Genomic DNA, 19952 nt, shown 5'->3' on the forward strand with positions numbered 1-19952 from the left:
AGCTTGCTCGCGAAAGGCCGGGCTCCATTTGCGTGGGCTGGATGCCGCTCTTCGCATCCACCATCCGGCGCCCCAGCCACCCCTCGTTGGTGGATCGATGGAGTACGCAAGGCGATGGTTCCGGGGCTGGTTTCTTTTTCGCGAGCAAGCTCGCTCCTACGCCCCGCCCCACGTTGTGCAGTGAAGGAATCTCAGCCAATGCGCCGGGATTCGTCGCCATCGGGCTTTGTGTAGGAGCGAGCTTGCTCGCGAAAGATTGGCTCAGTAGCTTCGCGAGCAAGCTCGTTCCTACAAGGGCGGCGTGGATGCAATCCTTGCCCCGGCCAGGTCTTCCAGCACTCGCACCACGTGGGTCATGTCACGGGTCGGCTCGCCGCTGTTGATGGCCTGGTCGAAGAGCTGCTTGACCACCGCGCAGGTCAGTGCCGGCGTCCCGGTGCCTTCGGCCTCGGCCAGGAACAGGCGGATGTCCTTGCGCATCAGGTCGAGGCGGAAGCCGAAGTCGAATTCGCGCTTGAGCACGGTACCGGCGAGGATCTGTTCGCTGGTGTAGCTGCGCGCCGTGCTGGCATTGAGGATGTCCAGCATCTGTACTGGCTCGAGGCCGGCCTTGATGCCGAACAGCAGCGCCTCGCTGGTAGCCACCAGGGTCGCGCCGACGATCATGTTGTTCACCAGCTTGAGGCTCTGGCCCAGGCCGGGCGTGTCGCCAAGGTGAACCACCTTGCGGCCGAACGCGGCGAAAACCGGTTGGCAACGCCCGTAGGCTTCCGCAGGTCCTCCCACCATCACCGACAGGGTGCCGGCTTCGGCTCCGGCGACGCCGCCGGCCAGAGGAGCGTCCAGGGTCGCTATGCCGCGTGCCTTCAGCGCCTGGTCGAGGCGGCGGGCGACACTCGGGCCGGTGGTTGAGTGGTCCACCAGCACGCGTACGGTCTCGCCATGGATGACACCGTTCTCACCCAGTACCACCTGCTCGACTATCTCCGGCGTCGGCACGCAGACCAGCACCACTTGCGCGGCATCGGCCACGGCTCGAGGCGAGGCGTGACTACGTGCGCCGCGTTGCAGCAGGGGCTCGAGGGCTTGTGGGTTGCTGTCGCAGATTTCCAGGCCGAAGCCGTGGTCAAGCAGGTGTCGCGCCATTCTCTGGCCCATGGCGCCAAGGCCGATGAAACCGATGCTCTCGTTCATTATTGTCGCTCCAGTTCAACGGACGGGTCTTCAGCCGTGCTCGGGTGAAGGGGAACCATCCTAGGAAGCCGCAAGCGACGCGGACAAAGCACTTTTGAGCCTGGAAGCGTTGAGGAAAACTCAAGCGGCCTGGCGGGTCTGGCGTGCCTGCTCCAGCAACCAGAGGCGGAAGGTGGTCATGTCCTCGCTTTCCGGCCGGTGTCTGGGGGTGAGCAGGTAATAGGTGTACGCGCCCATGTCCACGGTCTGCGGGAACGGTCGCACCAGGGTGCCTTCGCGCAGTTCCTTCTCCACCAGGAACAACTGGGCGATGGCGATGCCCTGGCCGCCGGCGGCCGCTGCATAGGCCATCGATGAGCTCTGGTAGGTCATGCCGGCCCGCGCATCCACCGCGCTGCCCACGCCGGTGGCTTGCAGCCAGTGGCTCCAGTCGTCCGGGCGGGCGATGGAGTGGAGCATGGTGTATTCGGCCACGTCGGCTGGTTCCTCCAGGCCGGGGCCGATGTCGAGCAGCGCGGGACTGCACACCGGGGCGAGGATGTTGTCGCTGAGCACATGGCAGTTGCAGTTGGGCCAGTCGCCGTTACCGAGGCGGATGGCGGCATCCAGGTCTTCCTTGTGGAAGTCCACCGGGTCCAGGGAGGCAGTGAGCAGCACCTCGATCTTGGGGTTCTCCTGGTGGAAGCTGGCGAGCCTTGGAATCAGCCATTGCATGGCGAAGGTGGTATAGGCGCGCACCTTGATCTGCCGGCGCTTGGCCGGGCGCTTGAGTTTGCGGGTGGCGCTGCGCAGCTCTTCGATGATCCGTGCTACCGCCTTGAAGTACTGCTCGCCAGCCGGGGTGAGGGTGATCTGCCGATGCCCACGTAGGAACAACGGCTGCTCCATGTACTCCTCCAGTGCGCGGATCTGCCGTGAGACGGCGCCGGGAGTGACGTTCAGTTCGTCGGCGGCAAGGGTAATGCTGAGGTGCCGGGCGACGGCCTCGAAGGCCCGTACGGCATTGAGTGGCGGCAGTCTGTCCATCTTCCGGATCTTCTTGTGTGACAGGTGAAAAGGCGCGGAATCTTACTCTAGTTCTGATTGAGTAAATCTCAAGCGAAAGGCCTGTTTTAATCGTTTGTCGCGGCCTCCGGCAGGTTCCTAGCATCGGCCCCGGACGTACCACAACAACAAAAGAGAGCCGCTCCATGACCACTCCCAACCGGGCCAATCGCATTGGTCCGCAGACCCTGTTCGCGCTCTTCGGCCTGACCCTGGGTGCCAACGGCACCGCCAGCGCCGATTTCATCAAGGATTCCAAGGCCAGCCTGGAATTGCGCAACTTCTACTTCAACCGTGATTTCCGCCAGGACGGAGCCCCGCAAAGCAAGGCCGAGGAGTGGGCTCAGGGATTCCTGCTGCGTTATGAATCGGGCTTTACTGAAGGCCCGGTCGGTGTTGGCGTCGATGCGCTCGGCTTGCTGGGGGTGAAGCTCGATTCCAGCCCGGACCGCACTGGCACCGGCCTGCTGCAATCCGATCGCGAAAAGCCCAATCGTGCCCAGGACGAGTACGGCGAACTGGGGCTGACCGCCAAGGTGCGCGTTTCCAGCAGCTTGCTGAAGGTTGGCACCCTGCAGCCCAAGCTGCCCATTGCCCTTTCCAATGACAGCCGTCTGTTGCCACAGACCTTCCGGGGGGCGTGGTTGAGCAGTGCGCAAGTCCAGGATCTGAACCTGGACCTCGGCCGTATCGACCGGGTGAACCTGCGCAATTCGTCCGATAACGAGGAGATGCAGGTGTTCAACGGCGGGGCGCGGAACATTGTCCTGGGCCGCCACAAGACCAGCGATGCACTGGACTTCGCTGGTGCCACTTACAAATGGACGCCAGCCCTGACCACTTCCTATCACTACGGCGCACTGGACGGCATCTACCGCCAGCACTACTTCACCCTTGGCCATCTGCTGGACCTGGGCGGGGCCGGCTTCATCAAGTCGGACCTGCGTTGGGCGCAGAGCCAGGACGACGGCGGCAGCAACGTCGACAACCGCGCGCTTGGGGCGATGTTCACCTACAAGCGTGGCCCCCATGCCCTTGGGCTCGGCTATCAGCGCATGTCCGGTGACACCGGCTTTGCCTACGTCAGCGGTGCCGACGGCTACCTGGTGAATCTGGTGCAGGTCAACGACTTCGGCAACGAGGACGAACGCTCCTGGCAGGCCCGCTATGACTTCGACTTCACCTCGCTGGGCGTACCTGGGCTGACCTTCATGACGCGCTGCCTTTCCGGCGATGGGGTAGACGTTGCCAACCGCGTGGACGAGGGCAAGGAATGGGAACGGGACACCGACATCGCCTATGTAGTGCAGGGCGGACCGCTGAAGAACCTCGGCCTCAAGTGGCGCAATGCGACGGTACGCAGCAACTTCGGGCCGGATATCGATGAGAACCGCTTGATCGTGACCTACACCTTGCCGCTCTGGTGAGGACAGATCGCAAGGGTGGAAGTCGCTCTTTACTTCCACCATTTGCGGTTCAGCTGGGCATCGGTGGTGGATGAGAAGAGCGCTATCCACCCCCTTGAGAAGCATCGAAGCACCCCGGTTCCCAAGCACAAACAAAACCCCGCACCAGGCGGGGTTTTGTTTTGCGGTGGGGTTGGCTTCAAAGCCGAATGATCACCGACTTCAACTGGGTGTAGTGGGAGAGGGCGTCGATGCCTTGCTCGCGGCCATAGCCGCTTTGCTTGAACCCACCGCAGGGGGTCTGGACGAAACCACCGCTGTATTCGTTGACCACGATACGGCCAGCCTCAAGACCCGCGGCGACGCGGTGGACGCGGCCGATGTCGCGACTCCAGATACCGGCGCCCAGGCCGAACTCGCTGTCATTGGCGATGCGCAGGGCGTCGGCCTCGTCCTTGAAGGGAATGACGCAGAGGATGGGGCCGAAGATTTCTTCCCTGGCCAGGGTCATGTCGTTGGTCACGCCGGTGTAGACGGTGGGCTCGATGTACCAGCCTTTGCCCAGGTTCGCGCCGCTGGCCACCTTGCCGCCGATGGCTGGCTTCAGGCCATCACGCGCGGCGACCTCGAAGTAGCTCTGGATCTTCTCGAACTGCGCCTTGGTGGTGATGGGGCCGGAGGTGGAGTCGAAGTCCGGGCCGACACGCAGTGCCGCGACCTCGGCCACCAGCTTCTCGACGAAGCGGTCGTGGACGTCTTCCTGCACCAGCAGGCGGGTACCAGCGCAGCACCACTGGCCACTGTTCCAGGTGAAAGCTGTGGTGGCGCCCTTGGCGGCGGCGTCGAGGTCGGCGTCATCAAAGACGATATTGGCCGACTTGCCACCCAGTTCCAGGGTCAGCGGAAGGATGCGTTCGGCGGCGATTCGGCCGAGTTCCTGGCCTGCGGTGATGCCGCCGGTGAAGGAGATCTTGCGCATCAGTGGATGGCGCGCCATCACCGGGCCGATGACGCTGCCCTTGCCGACGATCACGTTGAACACGCCGGCAGGCAGGCCGGCTTCCTCCACGGCGATGCGCGCCAGTTCCACCAGGGACGCGGAGGTGTGCTCGGAGGGTTTGGCGACCACGGTGTTGCCGGTGGCCAGCGCCGGGGCGATGGCCCGTGCGGCCTGATGCAGCGGGGCGTTCCAGGGCAGGATGGCGCCGATCACGCCGAACGGATCGCGGCGGGTATAGACGTGGTAGTTCGGGCCCTGGTTGATCACTTCGCCGTCCATGACATTGACCAGGCCGGCATAGAACTCGAAGTACTGGGCGGTGAGGTCCATCAGCGTGGCCATCTCGCGGCCAGGCTTGCCGGTTTCGGCGCTCTCCAGCTTGCCAAGGCGGTCTTCGCTGTGGCGAACGATGCGCGCCAGCTCCACCAGGATGCGACCGCGCTCGGAGGGGCGCATGTCGCGCCAGGCGGGCAGCGCTTCCTGGGCAGATTGGATAGCGAGTTCCACTTCCTCGGGACCGCTGTTGGCGACCTCGCCCAGCTTCTCGCCGGTGCGCGGGTCGAACTTGTCGACGTAGCGACCACCGGCCGGCGCCAGGCAGCGTCCGCCGATGTAGCTCTCAACTTTCAGGAACATGCTTCGAGTCTCCTCAGTTCAAGGCCCGGATCATGAGTGGGTGCAGTTCTTGTTCGTCGACCCGGGCGTTGGGGGCAGGTTGGGCATTCGACGCTGTGTCTTCAAAGGAATTTTCAGCTGCCGTCGCTTGAAAAAATATCAAGCGTCCAATGGCCTGCACTGGCCGTCATGCCTACTCCTTAAGTTGAATTAAACTCAAGCGAACAGGGCGGAAATCTCGCTTCACCAGCCCCGCGTGTCGCTGCATCTTGCTCGCTAACCAGAAGAGAACGCCTTCGGGCGATCAACAACAAAAAGTGTGCTCACGGGAGCGATGCAATGAATAACGACAATAGTGCGATTGGTGGTCTCATGCCTGAAACAGGCCCAGCCACTGCCACGGCCTCCGAGGGCCGAAAACTGACCCGGACCGAGAAGAAAGCCATCGTGGCGGCAACCCTGGGCACCATAGTCGAGTACACCGACTGGGTGATCTACGCCACCTTCTCATCCATCCTCGCCAAGCAATTCTTCCCGGCCGGCAACAGCCTGACCGCGCTGCTCTCGGTGCTGGCGGTGTTCGCCGTAGGTTTCCTCATGCGACCCATTGGCGGCGCGGTGCTCGGCGTGTTCGCCGACCGCTACGGCCGCAAGAAGGGCCTGACCCTGTCGATCCTGCTGATGTCGGTGGCCTCGCTGGTAATCGGCGTCTGCCCGAACTACGAAAGCATCGGCATCGCCGCGCCGATCATCCTGGTGCTGGCACGCCTGACCCAGGGCTTCTCTGCCGGAGGTGAATTCGGTTCCGCTTCGGCATTCCTCATCGAATCCGCGCCGTCCAATCGCCGCGCCTTTGCGGGCTCCTGGCAGTGGTTCGCGATCAACGCCGGCACGCTGGTTTCCTTCCTGCTCGGTGTCGTGCTGGCCTCGGTGGGTAGCGACACGGCCCTGGAAGACTGGGGCTGGCGCGTGGCGTTCGTCATTGCCGCACTGATGGGTGTGCTGACCCTGTGGATTCGGTTGTCGGTGAAGGAAACCGAAGTGTTCAAGTCCCGCGTGGCCAAGGCTGCCGTCGAGAAGCGTCCGATCCGCGACATCTTCACCAAACACCGCAAGGACGTGCTGCGGGTGATCGGCGTGGCCATGGCGGGCAACCTGCTCAATTACGTGTGGATGGTGAGCTACCCCTCGCAGGTCCATCTGGTGACCGGCATGCCGATCCGCGAGACGCTACTGGCCGGCGTGATCGCCGTGGGCGTGTCGCTGCTGTTGCTGCCGCTGGCCGGGATGCTGGCAGACCGCATTGGTCGCCGGCCGATGCTGATCGCCTTCGCCGCCGCGTCGATCCTCTGGGCCTGGCCGAGCTTCGGCCTGCTCTACCAGGGCATCAGCCTGGCGGAAGTTGCCCTGTTGCAGACCATTTCCATGGTGATCATGACCGGTTTCGGCGCGGCTTCCGCCGTGACCATGGCCGAGCAGTTCCCGGCTGAGGTGCGGGTCACTGGCATCGCCTTGCCCTACGCACTGTCGGTCACCCTGTTCGGTGGCACCTCGCCGTACATCATGACCGCCATCTCGGGCGCCGGTTACGGCCACCTGTTCTGGATCTACCTGGTAGCGGTGAGCCTGGTGAGCCTGGTGGTCTACATCCGCATGCCGGAGATGAAGGGTCAGCCGTTGCGCTGATAATAGAAGGCTGAGCCTGGTGGGTACGTTCGTGGTTCGCACGGCGCACCCTACCGGAGGGGCTGGGTGCTGGACGTAGCGTGCGCCACGCGCACCTGCTTCGGAAGCGATGCGAACTGGATAAAGGTGAAGGCCGGGCCCAATGGGTTCGGCCTTTGCTTTTCGGGAGCCTGGTGCGCCACGCGCACCGGCCCTGGGGTCAAGGTTCCTGCCTTGCCGCCCGCGCGAACTCGATGAAGGCCTTGAGCACCGCCGGCACCTGGCGCCGGCTGGGGTAGTAGAGGTGCAGGCCGGGGTAGAAGGGGCACCAGTCTTCCAGTACCTGCACCAGCTGCCCTTCGGCGACATGGTCGGCCACCATTTCCTCGAATACGTAAGCCAGCCCGACGCCCTGCAGTGCCGGACCGACCATAAGGCCCACGTCACCCAGGGTGAGGGGACCGTCCACTTCGATTTCCAGTTGCATGCCCCCGCGTTCGAACTCCCAGCGGTAGAAGTTGCCGCTGGGAAAGCGATGGCGGATGCAGGGTAGCCCGTGGAGGTCCTGGGGTTTCTGTGGCACGGGATGACGCTCGAAGAAGCTGGGTGTCGCCACCACCACCGAGCGCATATAGGGCCCGATGGGCAGGGAAACCATATCGGCCTCCAGGCGTTCGCCGAAGCGCACGCCCGCGTCGTACCCCGCGGATACGACGTCCACCAGCGCATCGTCGGCGGAGATTTCCAGGTTCACATCCGGGTACGCCTCGAGAAAACGGCTGGCCAGCGGCAGCAGCACCAACTGTGCGGCGGCGCGGCCGGCATTGATGCGCAGGGTGCCGGAAGGCGAGTCGCGGAACTGGTTGAGGTCTTCCAGGGCGTCGTCGATATCGCGAAAGGCCGGCTTGATGCGGGCGTACAGGCGTTCGCCTGCTTCGGTGAGCGCCACGCTGCGAGTAGTGCGGTTGAACAGGCGCACCCCGAGGCGTTCTTCCAGGGCGCGCAGGGCATGGCTGAGGGCCGAAGGCGAGAGCCCGAGTTCGACGGCCGCGCGGCTGAAACTGAGGTGGGCGGCGATGCTCAGGAAGATGTTCAGATCAGCGGCGGATACGGGTTTCATTGGTGAGTCCTGCTCATTAACTCAAGCGAGCTTATTGGGATTCACACAGGAGTAAAACCGCCCACAAGTGAACGCAACGCGAAATCGAAATACGGACGGATACCGCTGTACGCAAGGCCGCCTTGGTCTAGAGTGGAACCCCACAACTCATTGGCAAGGAGGCCACCATGCCCAGTCTTCCCATGTATTTTCCCGCTGCGTTTTCCCTGACCCAGGCGCTGCAATGCGCCAACCTGGTGGAAGCGGCCTACGACCAGTACGAGCAATGGCTGCAGCAGGACAAGCCGCGCAAACCTTCCGATTTCAATTGGCAGCCCCCGAGCATGAGTGGCTGGAGTTTTTCTGCGCCGGTCTGGAGCATCCTCAGCGAACTGAAGTACATCAACGAGTCCGAGCCCTTCGGCTTTGCCGTCAGTGACCCCAGCGGTGCGGTGTACCTGGTGTTTCGTGGTACCGAATCGGCCCAGGACTGGGTGGATGACCTGGACGTCACGCAGAGCGAATACCCCTGGCAGTCGGGCATAGGCCAGGTGCATGCGGGCTTCCTCAAGCTATACACCTCCCTGCGCGATCAGGCCCTGCAAGCATTGGACGGCCTGAAACCGGGTGGCGACCTCTGGGTTTGCGGCCACAGCCTGGGAAGCGCGCTGTCCAGCCTGGCGGTGCTCGACCTGCATACCCAATGGCCAGACCAGCCGCTGCAGCACTACAACTTCGCCAGCCCGCGCGTGGTCGACCCGAATTTCGCCGCCTACTACAACGGCCTGAACATCCCCACCTACCGTGTGGTGAACGACAGCGATCTGGTTCCGGAAGTCCCGCCGGGCGTGACCGACTCCTGGGTCTACCAGCACCTCGGCCTGGCCGTGACCTTTACCGCCAGCTACAGCAGCTTCGCGGGTGACCACAGCATGGCGGACTGTTACCTCTATGCGATCAACAATCCCGATGCGCCGATGAATGGGTGAGGGGCGGCTACAGCGCTTTCACCGCTTCTTCGATCAACCCGAATATCTCCCTGGGGCGCGATGCCAGCGATGCGTGGCTGGCATCCAGGGTGATGGTCTTCCGGGCCTGGATGCGCTCGGCCATCCAGGCCTGGGTGGCAGGCGGGATCATCTGATCGCCGGATGACACCTGATACCAACTGGGTTTACCACGCCAGGCCGGCGCTCCGGCCTTGTCTTCGAAGCAGCGCGCGGCAATGGGTTTCTGCGTGACCGACATGACCTGGGCGTCCCGCTCGGGAAGGTCGGCGCAGAAATTGGCGTGGAAGCTGTCGCCCGCCAACCAGAGAAAACCTTCCTGATCCGGACGGATGCCGCCGGCACCTTGCGGTGGTTCGGCGCGGGCGAAGATGCCACCCAGGCTGTCGCCCTCATCCGGCGCGAAGGCGGCGACGAACACCAGCCCCACGACATTGGCTGCATGGCCGGCGCCGGAGATGACCGCTCCACCGTAGGAGTGCCCGACCAGCAAGGTGGGCCCGCCAAGGGACTCGGCGAGCTTGCGGGTGCGCGCCACGTCGTCAGCCAGGGCGGTCAGGGGATTCTGTACCGCACTGACCGAATACCCGGCATCCAGCAGCAGGGGAATGAGGTAGCGCCAGTGCGAGGCATCGCCCCAGGCGCCGTGGACCAGCAGGATATTGGGCTTGGCAGGCATGACCTTCTCCATCGACTCAGCGGGTGCAGCACCTGCAAAGCCTAGCCGCTGGTCACCCTGGCACCTGTTCCAGCCGTCAGATTGCCAGGCTGTCCACTACACCGCCGTCCACACGCAGGGCGGCGCCGGTGGTTGCCGAGGACAGCGGTGACGCCACGTATGTCACCAGGTTGGCAACTTCCTCTACCTCGGCAGCGCGCTGGATGATGGAGCTGGGACGCGCCCTGCGGACGAAAGCGTCCACTTCTTCCCGTGCGCTGCGTCCGGATTCACGCATGGCGTCGGCGACCATCGTGGCCACGCCCTCGGTGAAGGTAGGGCCGGGAAGGATCGCATTGACCGTGACCCCGGTGCCGGAAAGGCGCTTGGCCAGGCCGTGGGAAACGGCCAGGTTGGCGCTCTTGGTAACGCCGTAATTGATCATGTTGGCGGGAATGGCAATTCCGGACTCGGACGACAGGAAAATCACCCGGCCCCATTTCCGCTCTACCATCGTGGGAATGTAGTGACGCGCCAGGCGCACCCCTGAGAGCACGTTGATCTCGTAAAAGCGGGTCCACTCTTCGTCATCGGTCTCGAAGAAGTCCACTTCGTTGTAGATCCCCAGGTTGTTGACCAGGATGTCGGCGCTGGATTCGGCGGCGAACAGCACCTCGGCGCCTGCGGCGGTTCCCAGGTCAGCCACCACTCCGCGTGCCTTGCCGCCGCTGGCCGTGATGCCAGCAACCGCCTCGTCTACCGCTGCCGCGGTACGGCCGACGATTACAACGTCGGCGTTCGCCATTGCCAGGCTGCGGGCGATGCCCAGGCCGATGCCGCCGGTGGAGCCGCTGATGATGGCAGTCTTGCCGCTCAGGTCGATTTTCATGTTTCGGGTCCTCTGAAGGGTAGGCAGCGCTGTTGGCTACCGGTGATCAATGGGGTCTGGGCGGCATCCTAGAATCGGCGTATAAGACCGTCCACGTCCTGATTCGTCATACTTAAGTCCTCGGAGGTCATGTGCTGGATCTCAGACAACTTCGCTATTTCGTCGCGGTCGCCGAAGTCGAACACGTCGGCCGCGCGGCAGAACACCTGCATATTTCCCAGTCCCCCTTGAGCCGCCAGATCGCGCAGTTGGAGGACCGCCTCGGCTTGCAACTGTTCGAACGCAGCCAGCAGCGGTTGCGCCTGACCCGCGATGGCAGGACCTTCCTCCATGAAACCAAGGCGCTGCTCAAGCACGCCGAGCGCCTGGAATCCCTCGGGCGACGACTGGGGCGAGGCGAGGAGGGCGGCCTGTGCATTGGTTACGTCAGCCATGCCATCCACGGCGGTGTGTTGCCTGAGGCGCTGCGTACGGTGCGTGAGCAGCGTCCCGGCATCCACATCGCGCTGTACAACCTTTCTGTGCAGGAGCAGTTCGAAGGGCTGCGCCAACGTAGCCTGGATATCGCCCTGGTTTGCGAGCCGCCAGCAGCCGACGACCCGGAACTGCTCGCCGCGTCGGTGTTCAGAGACCCGCTGCATCTCGCACTCCCGGCCCAGCACCCCTTGGCGGGAAAGGCCAGCATTGAGCCCGCGGACCTGCACGGGCAGGACTGGATCATGGTCGAGAGCAACCTGCTGCAGCACAAACGCGAGAGCTTCCTCGCCAGCTGCGTAGAAGCCGGCTTCACTCCGCAGATCAGGCTGGCAGCGGCCGAACCACTCAGTGCCCTGGGGCTGGTGTCCGCGGGCCTGGGACTGGCGCTGATACAGCAGAGCATCAAAGGTGAAGGCAACGAGAACGTCGTACTGCGTGAACTGCCCTGGCTGAACCAGGACATCGAACTCTGGGCTGCCTGGCACCGAGTCGATCTGCGGCCGATCGTCGGCGACTTCCGCGAAATGGTGCTAGCAGGTACGCGCGCCTGATTCCGACGTGCGCGGCCTCATCCCGAATCAGCCTAGTGCGTCGGGCCTGGGCTCGCCAATTCATCGGCGATCAGGGAGCGGTCAGTTGTCAGGTGGCACTTTTCAAACGAAGAAGACATTGAAGGAACTTCGGTGCGGAGCATCTTCATCTTCGGTACATAAAAGAGTTGTTGCGTGTCGACTCTAGCGAGTTGCTTTTCAGCCGCCTAATGAAAAAGTTGGATTACCTGATCATGCTTTGTTATCGGTCAAGCCAGGTTGACTTGCGAGTTGTCAGGTTCGTGATCTTTTGGCAATTATGTATTTCAGTGAAAGCAAAGATCGCCTGACTCTGTTAGTTATAATTATTGCCTTTCCCCCGAGAAATCCACCATGTTCCCGTCCCTGGAAAACATCGCCGCCCGGCTTCGCCTGAAACAGCTGCGATTGCTAATTGAACTGGACAACCATGGCTCGCTGCACAAGGCGGCCGAAGAGATGGCGATTTCCCAGCCGGGGGCGACCAAGGTCCTGCGGGAGATCGAATCCATCCTCGGCATGCCGCTGTTCGAGCGGCAACCCAAGGGGCTGGTGCCCAACGACGTCGGGCGTTGCATCACGCGCTATGCGCGGCTGATCTACAGCGACCTGTCACATCTGCGGGAAGAGGTGATGGGCATTATGCAAGGCGAGGGCGGTCGGCTTTCCGTGGGCGTGATCATGGGGGCGGTGCCCCTGCTGAGCCGGGCACTGAGCCGACTGCGACAGAGGCAGCCGACGCTGTCGGTGGAGGTGGTGGAAAACACCAGTGCCAGTCTGCTCGGGCTGCTCGACGAGGGGCGCCTGGATATCGCCATCTGCCGCACCGGCGTCAGCCAAAGAGCCAGTGCTTACCAGAGCGTGGCCCTCAGCGATGAACCGTTGTCGGTGGTCGCCACCCGCAATCACCCACTTGCGGGCGCTGGCCAACTGGATATCAAGGAGCTCAGCAACTACCGCTGGATCGTCTACCCGGTAAATACGCCGATGCGCCAGGCCCTGGAACGTGAGCTCAGTGAGGCGGGCCTCGAGGTACCGCGTTACCCGCTGGAAACCTCGTCGACCTTCGCCACCATGATGCTGCTGCAAGAAGACCCGAACCTCGTAGCGGTGATTCCGCGGGAGGTGGCCGAGTTTGCCAAAGGCTTCGGCATGCTCGTGCAATTGCCGGTTTGCCTGCGCGCACTGGTCGAGCCTTTCGGCGCGGTCAGCCGCACCGGAACCGAGCTGTCGCCGGCTGCGCGTTTGCTGGTGGACGAGCTACTGGCCTGTCGCTGAGGGCGCCACGCGTAGCGCGCGGCGCCCGGCGCACTCCAGAAACTAGCGGATGGGTGAGAAGGCCGCCGGCATCAGCAGCTTGGACTCCTGCTTTATCAGCATCGGGAAGGCCTTGGGCACGAATCGGGTCAGCCAGTCCTGGTCTTCGTATAGCGCGGCGCGCTTCTTGATGCGGTCGTCCAGGCTCTCGTAGGCCCAGATGTGCACTACCTGGTTCAGCTCGCCGATCTCGGTGTACCACCAGCCCACCAGCCGGGTGTAGCGGGAGATCACCGGCAAGCCTTCGGCCTCGAAGTGCTGCAGATACTCCTTCATCTTGCCGATCTGGATGGTGTAGGTACGCATTTCATAAAACATGATCAGGGGTCCTCGGGTTGTGCCGGTCCGCGGCACTCAGTGAGTGCCGTGGTAGGCGCGGGTGATGATGGATTCGATGTCTGCGGCGGTGGTGAGGCGCGGGTTGACCAGTACGTTGCCGCTGCGCATGGAGTCGCTGATCATCTGCGGCAAGAAGTCCAGGCTCACGCCCAGGTCCTTGATGTTGTCCGGTATACCCAGGGCGGCATTCATCTCCATCACGAAATCCACCACCTTGCGCGCGGCAGCCAGGTCGTCGAGGCCGCTGGTGTCCTGGCCCATGGCGATGGCGATGTTGCGGAACTTCTCCGGACAGGCCGGCAGGTTGAAGCCGATCACGTAGGGCAGCAGCGTGGCGTTGGCAATGCCATGGGGAATGTTGAAGACGCCGCCGAAGGTGTGGGAAATCGCATGCACATTGCCCAGCTTCGACTGGGCGAAGGCGACGCCAGCGAGGAAGGAGCCCAGCAGCATGCTTTCCCGGGCCTCGCTGTCGTTGCCAACGAAGTAGGCCTTGCGCAGGCTGCTGCTGATCATGCGGATTGCCTGGATCGCCAGGGCCTGGCTGACCGGGTTGGCCTGCTTGGAGACGTAGGATTCGATGGCGTGGGTCAGCGCATCCATGCCGGTTGCGGCGGTAATGGCCGGCGGCAGCTTCCAGGTCAGTTCAGCGTCGAGTATCGCCAGCTTGGGAAACAGCAGTGGGCTGATGATGACCGTCTTGAACAGCGTCTGCTTGTTGGTAAATACCGTGGATGCCGTGCATTCGCTGCCGGTACCGGACGTGGTCGGGATAGCGAAGATCGGCAGGGGGACGTTCGGGAGACGGTCATAGCCCTCGTAGTCCAGGATGTTGCCGCTGTTGGTGGCCATGGCTGCAACACCCTTGGCGGTGTCGATGCTGCTGCCTCCGCCGACACCTATCACTGCGTCGCAACCGTTCTCCCGGAGGAAGGCCACGGCCTGGTCGAGCACCTCGGTACTAGGGTTGGGCTCGACGCCGGAAAACACCTCGTAGGGGATTTGTGCGTCGACCAGGGATTGGAAGAAACCTTCGAGAACACCTGACTTGATCAGGCCTTCATCGGTAATGACCAGCAGCTTTTCGCGCAGGTAGGGCTTGAGCAGTTGGCCAGCCTTGTGGGCCAGGCCGTTGCCGGATTTCAGGATAGTGGGGAAGTAGAACTGGAAATGGTTCATGGCAGCCTCGTGAGCAATCCGCCAGGGCAGGGGTGAGCCGTGCCGGCGACGTCAGGTACGAAAGGTTCGGATCAGGCCAGCGAAACCGGCAGCAGATGAAGGGCGGGTGAAAGGCGCTCTGCACTCATGGTTTTTCCCTTTTTTGTTGGTTGAGTGTTGTGGGTTGGGGAAGGGCAACTTCGAGATGGAAGCTACAAATCCGTGCCCGCACTTCCAAATGAAAAGAGCTGATCTGCAGATAACCGAAAGTTATCCGCCATGAGTTGTCTTCGTTGCTTTGCGGGGGATTCAGATTGTTCTGGAAGATGATCAGGATCGGTTATCTCCCAATCATGAAGTCTCATTAGGCAGGGACAGATTTGTGAATTAAAAAGTTGTTCCGCCCACTCCTCCATTCCTCTTTCGCGCTGACTAGCCACTCCGTTCCAGTGGGCTGGTGTGACCTTTCTCGACCCGACAATCACAAGAATGAGACGAACCATGAAAACACCGTCCCCTGAAGCGATTTCCGTGCAAGCGGTGGATGCACTCCGGCCCACCAACGTGCGCTGGCGCATCTTCCTGATCATGCTGCTGCTCACTGCCATCAACTACATCGACCGGGCGTCGTTGTCGGTGGCCCTGCCGCTGATCGCTCCTGAGTTCAATCTCTCGCCGGCCATGGAAGGTCTGCTGCTAAGCGCATTCTTCTGGTCCTATGCGTTGATGCAGATTCCCGGCGGCCTGCTGCTGGACCGCTACCAGACCCGCGGGATCATCGGCGTCGCTACCGTTGCCTGGGGGCTGTTCCAGGCCCTGGGCGCGGCGTCGCATAACTGGCTGGTGCTACTGGCCACGCGTATCGGACTGGGCGTTGCCGAATCACCGATCATGCCGGCGGGCGCCAAGCTCAATGGCGCCTGGCTAACCCCGAACGAGCGCGGTCGAGGTGCAGTCCTGGTGGATGGCGGCGCGCCGTTGGGAAGCGCCCTGGGCGCCATCATCATTTCCGGACTGATCGCCTGGCTGGGCTCCTGGCGGATGGCCTTTGTGGTGGCAGGCGTCGGCACCGTCCTCGCCGGGGTCCTGGCGTGGAAGTACATCCGCAATCATCCGAGCGAGCATGCTGGCGTCAACGAGGCCGAGCTGGAGCACATCACTTCGGCCAACGCCAATGCCCAGCGTGGGCGTCGTGAACACAACCCACCCCTGCGCGTGTTGCTCAAGGATCGCTCCATTCTCGCCATGTTCGCGGGATACAGCTGTGTTCTCAGCGTCTTCTACGGGCTGCTGACCTGGATGCCGAGCTACCTGCACAAGGCCCACGGCCTGGACATCTCGGCGATGGGTGGCGCGACGTTCCTGATCTTCATGTGCGGCTTCGTGGGTGAGCTGATCGGCGGCTGGATCGGCGATCGCTGGAAGTCCGCTGGTGCCTCGCCGAACCTGGTGATGCGCAGCATGTTCAGCGGCTCGGCCCTGGTGGCAGCTGCCTGCATCCTGGGGGCGGCTTACGTTTCGAGCGCGCCGCTGGTGATCGGTCTGCTCTGTGTGGCGATGTTCTTCATCCGGTGGTGCGGCATGTACTGGTGCCTGCCCGCGATCATCGGCGGCCCGGCGAAAACCGGCGTGCTGGCCGGCACCATGAACTTCTGTGGAAACATGGCCGGTGTTGTAGTGCCCATCCTGATCGGTCTTATCGTGGAGTTCAGTGGCTCCTACTTCCTCGCCCTGATCTTCTTCGTGGTGATGGCGGCGCTGCTGGCGCTCTTCTCCAGCTTGATCGACTACCGGGAGCGCACCTGAACGGGGCGCGCGTCCGGGTTCCTGACTCCGTTTCATGCCTTGGCTGCGCGGCCCGTCCGGATAACGGCGCCGCGCAGTCGCGTTCTGAAGGCGAAAGACCTCGCAGGTCTCAGCTGTGTCGAATTATGACTTGGACGGTCTCATGTGGCTGCCCATAGGATGAGCCCACAGGAGAACGAACCGACTCCTTCAACCACTGAATCAGGAGAAGCCCCATGAACCTCAAGTCTCTGATCACTCATCCCCTTGGCTTCGGTACTGCTCCGCTGGGCAACATGTTCCGCGCAGTGACCGAGGAAGAGGTCAAGGCCACCGTCGATGCTGCCTGGAACAACGGTGTGCGCTACTTCGACACGGCACCGTTTTACGGCGCCGGCCTCTCCGAATCCCGCCTGGGCGCCGCCCTGGCCGGTCGCCCGCGTGATCAATATGTGCTGAGCAGCAAGGTTGGCCGCATCATCCTCGACGAACTGGAGGACCCGGCCAGCCGCGAACTGGGTGAAAAGAGCGGGCTGTTCGAGCACGGCAACAAGAACCGCATCGTCAACGACTACACAGCCGATGGCACCCTGCGTGCCATCGAAGGAAGCCTCAAGCGCCTGCAGACAGACCGTCTGGATATCGTCTGGATCCATGACATCGCCCAGGACTTCTACGGCGATGAGTGGCTCGAGCGCTTCGAGACTGCGCGCAAAGGTGCCTTCCGAGTCCTGACCCGATTGCGGGAAGAGGGTGTGATCAAAGCCTGGGGCCTGGGTGTTAACCGTGTCGAACCCATCGAACTCACTCTCGACCTCGAAGAGCCGCAACCCGATGGCTTCCTCCTTGCCGGTCGCTATTCGTTGCTGGATCACGAGCGTGCACTGCAACGGGTGATGCCGGCGGCGGCTGCGCAAGGCGTCGGGATCGTGGTCGGTGGCCCTTACAGCTCCGGCGTGACTGCCGGTGGTGAGCATTTCGAGTACCAGAAGGCGCAGGCTCCGGTTCTGGCCAAGCTCGAACGCATCCGCCACGTGGCGCAGCATCATGGTGTCGACATCAAGGCAGCCGCCCTGCAATTTGCCTTGGCAAACCCTGCTGTGGTGGCGGTGATTCCTGGTTCCACCCGGGTGCTGCACGCCAATCAGGATCATGCCGCCCTGTCGGCCTCGATTCCGGCGGCCTTCTGGCAAGCGCTGCGCGAGCAGGGCCTGATCGCGGCCCAGGCACCGGTACCTGCCAACTAAGCACCTCGCCAGGCCCTGCGGTCAGCCGGGCCTGGCTCCAAAAATTCTCGATCGATTTCAGGGGCCAGCGCCCCGGGAGATAAGTCCATGAGCAACGCCTACGCCTCCGTAGACCTTCACGTCAGCGCCGACCAGGTCTGGCAACTGATTGGTGGCTTCGATTCACTGCCTGACTGGCTGCCGTACATTCCCAAGAGCGCTCTGAGCGAAGGTGGTCGCATCCGCACGCTGCAGAGCATCGAAGGCAAGACCATCATCGAACGCCTGCTGGCTTTCAGCGAAAGTGAACGCAGCTACACCTACACCATCCTCCAGGGCCCAGCTCCGGTTCGCGATTACCAGGCCACCTTGCGTGTACTCGCCAATGGCCATGGCAGCAAAGTCGAGTGGTTCGGTTCCTTCACGCCCGATGGCATCAGTGAGGCGGAAGCTGAAGCGATGTTCGAAGAGATCTACAAGGGGGGACTCGCAGCGTTGAAGCAAACCCTAGAAGGTTGATCACTTTCCAGGTTCTGCTATCAGGCACCCTCTACAGGGTGCCTTTTCTTGTCGTCGGCGATTGTCGGTCGGGAACGCTTAGAAGGTGCCCGGATAGGCACCGCCGTCGAGCAGCAGGTTCTGGCCGGTGAGGTAGCCGCCATGAACGCTGCAAATGAACGCGCAGAACGCGCCGAATTCTTCCGGGCTTCCGAAGCGTCCGGCTGGAATGGCGCGGCGACGTCTCTCCGCGACTTCCTCCAGGCTGTTGGCGCCATTGGCTGAGGCCTTCAGGGTCTTCTGCAGGCGCTCGGTATCGAAGGCGCCGGGCAGCAGGTTGTTCAGCGTCACATTGCACCCGGCCAACCTCTGTTGGCGCGCCAGGCCGGCGATGAAGCCGGTCAGCCCGCTGCGAGCGCCATTGGACAGGCCGAGTACATCGATTGGGGCCTTCACCGCCCCGGACGTGATGTTGACCACGCGACCGAAGCCGCGCGCCGCCATGTCGTCCACGGTTGCCTTGATCAACTCGATGGGGGCGAGCATGTTGGCGTCAAGCGCCTTCAGCCAGTCTTCGCGGCTCCAGTCACGGAAGTCGCCAGGGGGTGGTCCACCCGCGTTGTTCACCAGTATGTCCACCTGCGGACAGGCATCGAGCAGAGCCTGGCGCACCTCGGGCAGGGCGACGTCGCCAGCTACGCTGCGTACTTCGATCCCCGGATTTTGAGTCCGCAGTTCTTTGGCTGCGGCCTCCAGCGCGTCCTGGCCACGGGCGTTGATTACCAGGTTGACGCCTTCGCGAGCCAGGGCTGCCGCGCAACCCTTGCCGAGCCCCTTGCTGGCGGCGCAGACGATTGCCCAGCGCCCTGTGATTCCCAGGTCCATGTCATCTCTCCTCGAAGTGGATTCAGCGAAGTCATAGGTTCAGTAAACGCAATGGCGGCATCGGTACCGCCAGAAATCCGCGACAACGCTACAGGTGTGAAGGTGCCGTGAGGAGTTTAATCAGCCGCGCCGGGCTGATCTGTATTTTGTGCAGCCTTCTGCCGCTGTTGCCGGGCGCGGCTGACTCCTAGAGTCGGGTTCCAGCCACCCAGGAAATCCTTCGATCATGTACAGCTCGCTCGCGACGCCTTTCGAGCCGCGCGGATTCCAGTCGCGCATTTACGCCGGAGACATTCTCCGCTTCAGCGGGCAGGCCGCCATGGAGCAGTTGGTGGCCCTCTCTCGCGACCTGCTGGAGGCGCGCCTGTATCCCCACCGCCCGGAGCACATCCATCTGCATCTTTCCCACGCTCGGCAAACCCAATGCTTTGCGCAGTGCCAGCAGGAGTTCATCCGTTCGACGGAGGTGCAAACGCTCTGGCGCGATCTGCTGGAGGGGCTGGGCTTCGAGGTCGAGCATCTTGCCTGCGATCGGCTGCATTTGCGCTTCCAGCCACATCAGCAACCCGGTGAAGTCGCTCCGCGCTCACGAACCACGGCAACGATCGCGTTCCACCGGGACACCTGGGGCTCGAACCTCTACGGCCAGACCAACTGGTGGGCGCCGATCTACCCGATTTCGGCCGAGCGAACCTTTGCGATCTATCCGCGTCTGTGGCGTCAGTCGCTGCCCAACACCAGTGCGGAGTTCGACATGCAGGCAATTCTTCAGCGTTCCCATAGCAACGGACGCAATTCGGTAGATGCGGATGAGGCGATTCCCCATCTGCTCGAACAACTGCCGGAAGAAGGTGCGCCGGTTTTGCTGGAGCCGGGGGAGCTGATTGCCTTCTCGGGTGCCCATGCCCATGCCGGAGTGGGCAACAGCAGCGGACTCACGAGGATTTCCTTCGAGACCCGCACGCTGCTGATCCCGGACCTGGAGGCCGGACTCGGTGCGCCCAATGTGGATGGATATGCCCCCTGGATGACGCCGGGGCTGTTTCGTCGCCTGAGCGATGGCAAGCGCCTGGATGAGTTGCTCGGTTGCCGGTTCATCGAGCCCTATGTGGCGCCCTGAC

General features: G+C 62.8%; 18 protein-coding genes. 9 read left to right on the top strand and 9 right to left on the bottom strand.

Annotated features, from left to right (window positions below; genetic code table 11):
- Window positions 1–288 precede the first annotated feature (288 nt).
- Entirely contained in the window at window positions 289–1194 is a 906-nt protein-coding gene (locus SA496_RS10915) for an NAD(P)-dependent oxidoreductase (protein ID WP_153919718.1), read from the bottom strand.
- 120 nt (window positions 1195–1314) lie between these two features.
- On the bottom strand, window positions 1315–2220 hold the full coding sequence (gene gcvA / locus SA496_RS10920; RefSeq protein ID WP_120651209.1) for a transcriptional regulator GcvA: 906 nt from the start codon (window positions 2218–2220) through the stop codon (window positions 1315–1317).
- 164 nt (window positions 2221–2384) lie between these two features.
- Between gcvA and SA496_RS10925 the strand changes: the two genes are divergently transcribed.
- Entirely contained in the window at window positions 2385–3665 is a 1281-nt protein-coding gene (locus SA496_RS10925; RefSeq protein ID WP_330115405.1) for an OprD family porin, read from the top strand.
- Window positions 3666–3843: 178 nt separating this feature from the next.
- Here the strand turns inward: SA496_RS10925 and SA496_RS10930 are convergent, their stop codons facing one another.
- On the bottom strand, window positions 3844–5280 hold the full coding sequence (locus tag SA496_RS10930) for an aldehyde dehydrogenase family protein (RefSeq protein WP_330115406.1): 1437 nt from the start codon (window positions 5278–5280) through the stop codon (window positions 3844–3846).
- Window positions 5281–5598: 318 nt separating this feature from the next.
- Here SA496_RS10930 and SA496_RS10935 point away from each other — a divergent pair, with 318 nt between their 5' ends.
- Complete coding sequence (locus SA496_RS10935; protein WP_120651206.1) at window positions 5599–6945, top strand: MFS transporter; 1347 nt, start codon at window positions 5599–5601, stop codon at window positions 6943–6945.
- A gap of 199 nt (window positions 6946–7144) precedes the next feature.
- Here the strand turns inward: SA496_RS10935 and SA496_RS10940 are convergent, their stop codons facing one another.
- Window positions 7145–8044, bottom strand: coding sequence for a LysR family transcriptional regulator (locus SA496_RS10940; RefSeq protein ID WP_330115407.1), 900 nt, complete (start codon window positions 8042–8044; stop codon window positions 7145–7147).
- Between the two features lie 167 nt (window positions 8045–8211).
- On the opposite strand from SA496_RS10940, the gene SA496_RS10945 reads away from it, so the two are divergent.
- Complete coding sequence (locus tag SA496_RS10945) at window positions 8212–9012, top strand: lipase family protein (RefSeq protein WP_153919727.1); 801 nt, start codon at window positions 8212–8214, stop codon at window positions 9010–9012.
- 7 nt (window positions 9013–9019) lie between these two features.
- Here SA496_RS10945 and SA496_RS10950 read toward each other — a convergent pair whose 3' ends face one another.
- Together SA496_RS10950 and SA496_RS10955 are read right to left on the bottom strand one after the other, a co-directional pair.
- Window positions 9020–9709, bottom strand: coding sequence for an alpha/beta hydrolase (locus SA496_RS10950; RefSeq protein ID WP_120651203.1), 690 nt, complete (start codon window positions 9707–9709; stop codon window positions 9020–9022).
- A 76-nt stretch (window positions 9710–9785) separates the two neighbouring features.
- The gene (locus SA496_RS10955; protein ID WP_280358188.1) at window positions 9786–10577 is read right to left on the bottom strand and encodes an SDR family NAD(P)-dependent oxidoreductase; all 792 of its coding nucleotides are present in this window, start codon (window positions 10575–10577) and stop codon (window positions 9786–9788) included.
- Between the two features lie 131 nt (window positions 10578–10708).
- Between SA496_RS10955 and SA496_RS10960 the strand changes: the two genes are divergently transcribed.
- Together SA496_RS10960 and SA496_RS10965 are read left to right on the top strand one after the other, a co-directional pair.
- Window positions 10709–11605, top strand: a complete 897-nt coding sequence (locus SA496_RS10960) for a LysR substrate-binding domain-containing protein (protein ID WP_120651201.1) — start codon at window positions 10709–10711, stop codon at window positions 11603–11605.
- A gap of 372 nt (window positions 11606–11977) precedes the next feature.
- On the top strand, window positions 11978–12901 hold the full coding sequence (locus SA496_RS10965) for a LysR family transcriptional regulator (protein WP_120651200.1): 924 nt from the start codon (window positions 11978–11980) through the stop codon (window positions 12899–12901).
- A gap of 42 nt (window positions 12902–12943) precedes the next feature.
- Here the strand turns inward: SA496_RS10965 and SA496_RS10970 are convergent, their stop codons facing one another.
- Entirely contained in the window at window positions 12944–13258 is a 315-nt protein-coding gene (locus SA496_RS10970; protein WP_120651199.1) for an NIPSNAP family protein, read from the bottom strand.
- A 36-nt stretch (window positions 13259–13294) separates the two neighbouring features.
- Window positions 13295–14458 carry an iron-containing alcohol dehydrogenase gene (locus SA496_RS10975; RefSeq protein ID WP_330115408.1) on the bottom strand — a complete coding sequence of 388 codons (1164 nt, stop codon included), beginning with the start codon at window positions 14456–14458 and terminating at the stop codon, window positions 13295–13297.
- A 480-nt stretch (window positions 14459–14938) separates the two neighbouring features.
- Here SA496_RS10975 and SA496_RS10980 point away from each other — a divergent pair, with 480 nt between their 5' ends.
- The 3 genes from SA496_RS10980 (at window position 14939) to SA496_RS10990 (ending at window position 17967) form a co-directional block, all read left to right on the top strand.
- On the top strand, window positions 14939–16243 hold the full coding sequence (locus SA496_RS10980) for an MFS transporter (protein WP_120651197.1): 1305 nt from the start codon (window positions 14939–14941) through the stop codon (window positions 16241–16243).
- Between the two features lie 215 nt (window positions 16244–16458).
- Window positions 16459–17469: an aldo/keto reductase gene (locus SA496_RS10985; protein WP_330115409.1), complete on the top strand. Its 1011-nt coding sequence runs from the start codon at window positions 16459–16461 to the stop codon at window positions 17467–17469.
- Window positions 17470–17556: 87 nt separating this feature from the next.
- Window positions 17557–17967: an SRPBCC family protein gene (locus SA496_RS10990; RefSeq protein WP_330115410.1), complete on the top strand. Its 411-nt coding sequence runs from the start codon at window positions 17557–17559 to the stop codon at window positions 17965–17967.
- A 78-nt stretch (window positions 17968–18045) separates the two neighbouring features.
- Here the strand turns inward: SA496_RS10990 and SA496_RS10995 are convergent, their stop codons facing one another.
- Window positions 18046–18831, bottom strand: a complete 786-nt coding sequence (locus tag SA496_RS10995) for an SDR family oxidoreductase (RefSeq protein WP_120651194.1) — start codon at window positions 18829–18831, stop codon at window positions 18046–18048.
- 226 nt (window positions 18832–19057) lie between these two features.
- Between SA496_RS10995 and SA496_RS11000 the strand changes: the two genes are divergently transcribed.
- On the top strand, window positions 19058–19951 hold the full coding sequence (locus SA496_RS11000; protein WP_120651193.1) for a hypothetical protein: 894 nt from the start codon (window positions 19058–19060) through the stop codon (window positions 19949–19951).
- The last annotated feature ends 1 nt before the right edge of the window (window position 19952 follow it).

Source organism: Pseudomonas sp. JS3066 (assembly GCF_036328175.1).
GTDB lineage: Bacteria > Pseudomonadota > Gammaproteobacteria > Pseudomonadales > Pseudomonadaceae > Metapseudomonas.

Coding starts and splice junctions, on each gene's coding strand:
- SA496_RS10915 (WP_153919718.1), bottom strand. CDS start 1,194: ATGAACGAGAGCATCGGTTTCATCGGCCTTGGCGCCATGGGCCAGAGA.
- SA496_RS10955 (WP_280358188.1), bottom strand. CDS start 10,577: ATGAAAATCGACCTGAGCGGCAAGACTGCCATCATCAGCGGCTCCACC.
- SA496_RS10985 (WP_330115409.1), top strand. CDS start 16,459: ATGAACCTCAAGTCTCTGATCACTCATCCCCTTGGCTTCGGTACTGCT.
- SA496_RS10945 (WP_153919727.1), top strand. CDS start 8,212: ATGCCCAGTCTTCCCATGTATTTTCCCGCTGCGTTTTCCCTGACCCAG.
- SA496_RS10970 (WP_120651199.1), bottom strand. CDS start 13,258: ATGTTTTATGAAATGCGTACCTACACCATCCAGATCGGCAAGATGAAG.
- SA496_RS10940 (WP_330115407.1), bottom strand. CDS start 8,044: ATGAAACCCGTATCCGCCGCTGATCTGAACATCTTCCTGAGCATCGCC.
- gcvA (WP_120651209.1), bottom strand. CDS start 2,220: ATGGACAGACTGCCGCCACTCAATGCCGTACGGGCCTTCGAGGCCGTC.
- SA496_RS10995 (WP_120651194.1), bottom strand. CDS start 18,831: ATGGACCTGGGAATCACAGGGCGCTGGGCAATCGTCTGCGCCGCCAGC.
- SA496_RS10980 (WP_120651197.1), top strand. CDS start 14,939: ATGAAAACACCGTCCCCTGAAGCGATTTCCGTGCAAGCGGTGGATGCA.
- SA496_RS10935 (WP_120651206.1), top strand. CDS start 5,599: ATGAATAACGACAATAGTGCGATTGGTGGTCTCATGCCTGAAACAGGC.
- SA496_RS11000 (WP_120651193.1), top strand. CDS start 19,058: ATGTACAGCTCGCTCGCGACGCCTTTCGAGCCGCGCGGATTCCAGTCG.
- SA496_RS10975 (WP_330115408.1), bottom strand. CDS start 14,458: ATGAACCATTTCCAGTTCTACTTCCCCACTATCCTGAAATCCGGCAAC.
- SA496_RS10965 (WP_120651200.1), top strand. CDS start 11,978: ATGTTCCCGTCCCTGGAAAACATCGCCGCCCGGCTTCGCCTGAAACAG.
- SA496_RS10990 (WP_330115410.1), top strand. CDS start 17,557: ATGAGCAACGCCTACGCCTCCGTAGACCTTCACGTCAGCGCCGACCAG.
- SA496_RS10950 (WP_120651203.1), bottom strand. CDS start 9,709: ATGCCTGCCAAGCCCAATATCCTGCTGGTCCACGGCGCCTGGGGCGAT.
- SA496_RS10925 (WP_330115405.1), top strand. CDS start 2,385: ATGACCACTCCCAACCGGGCCAATCGCATTGGTCCGCAGACCCTGTTC.
- SA496_RS10930 (WP_330115406.1), bottom strand. CDS start 5,280: ATGTTCCTGAAAGTTGAGAGCTACATCGGCGGACGCTGCCTGGCGCCG.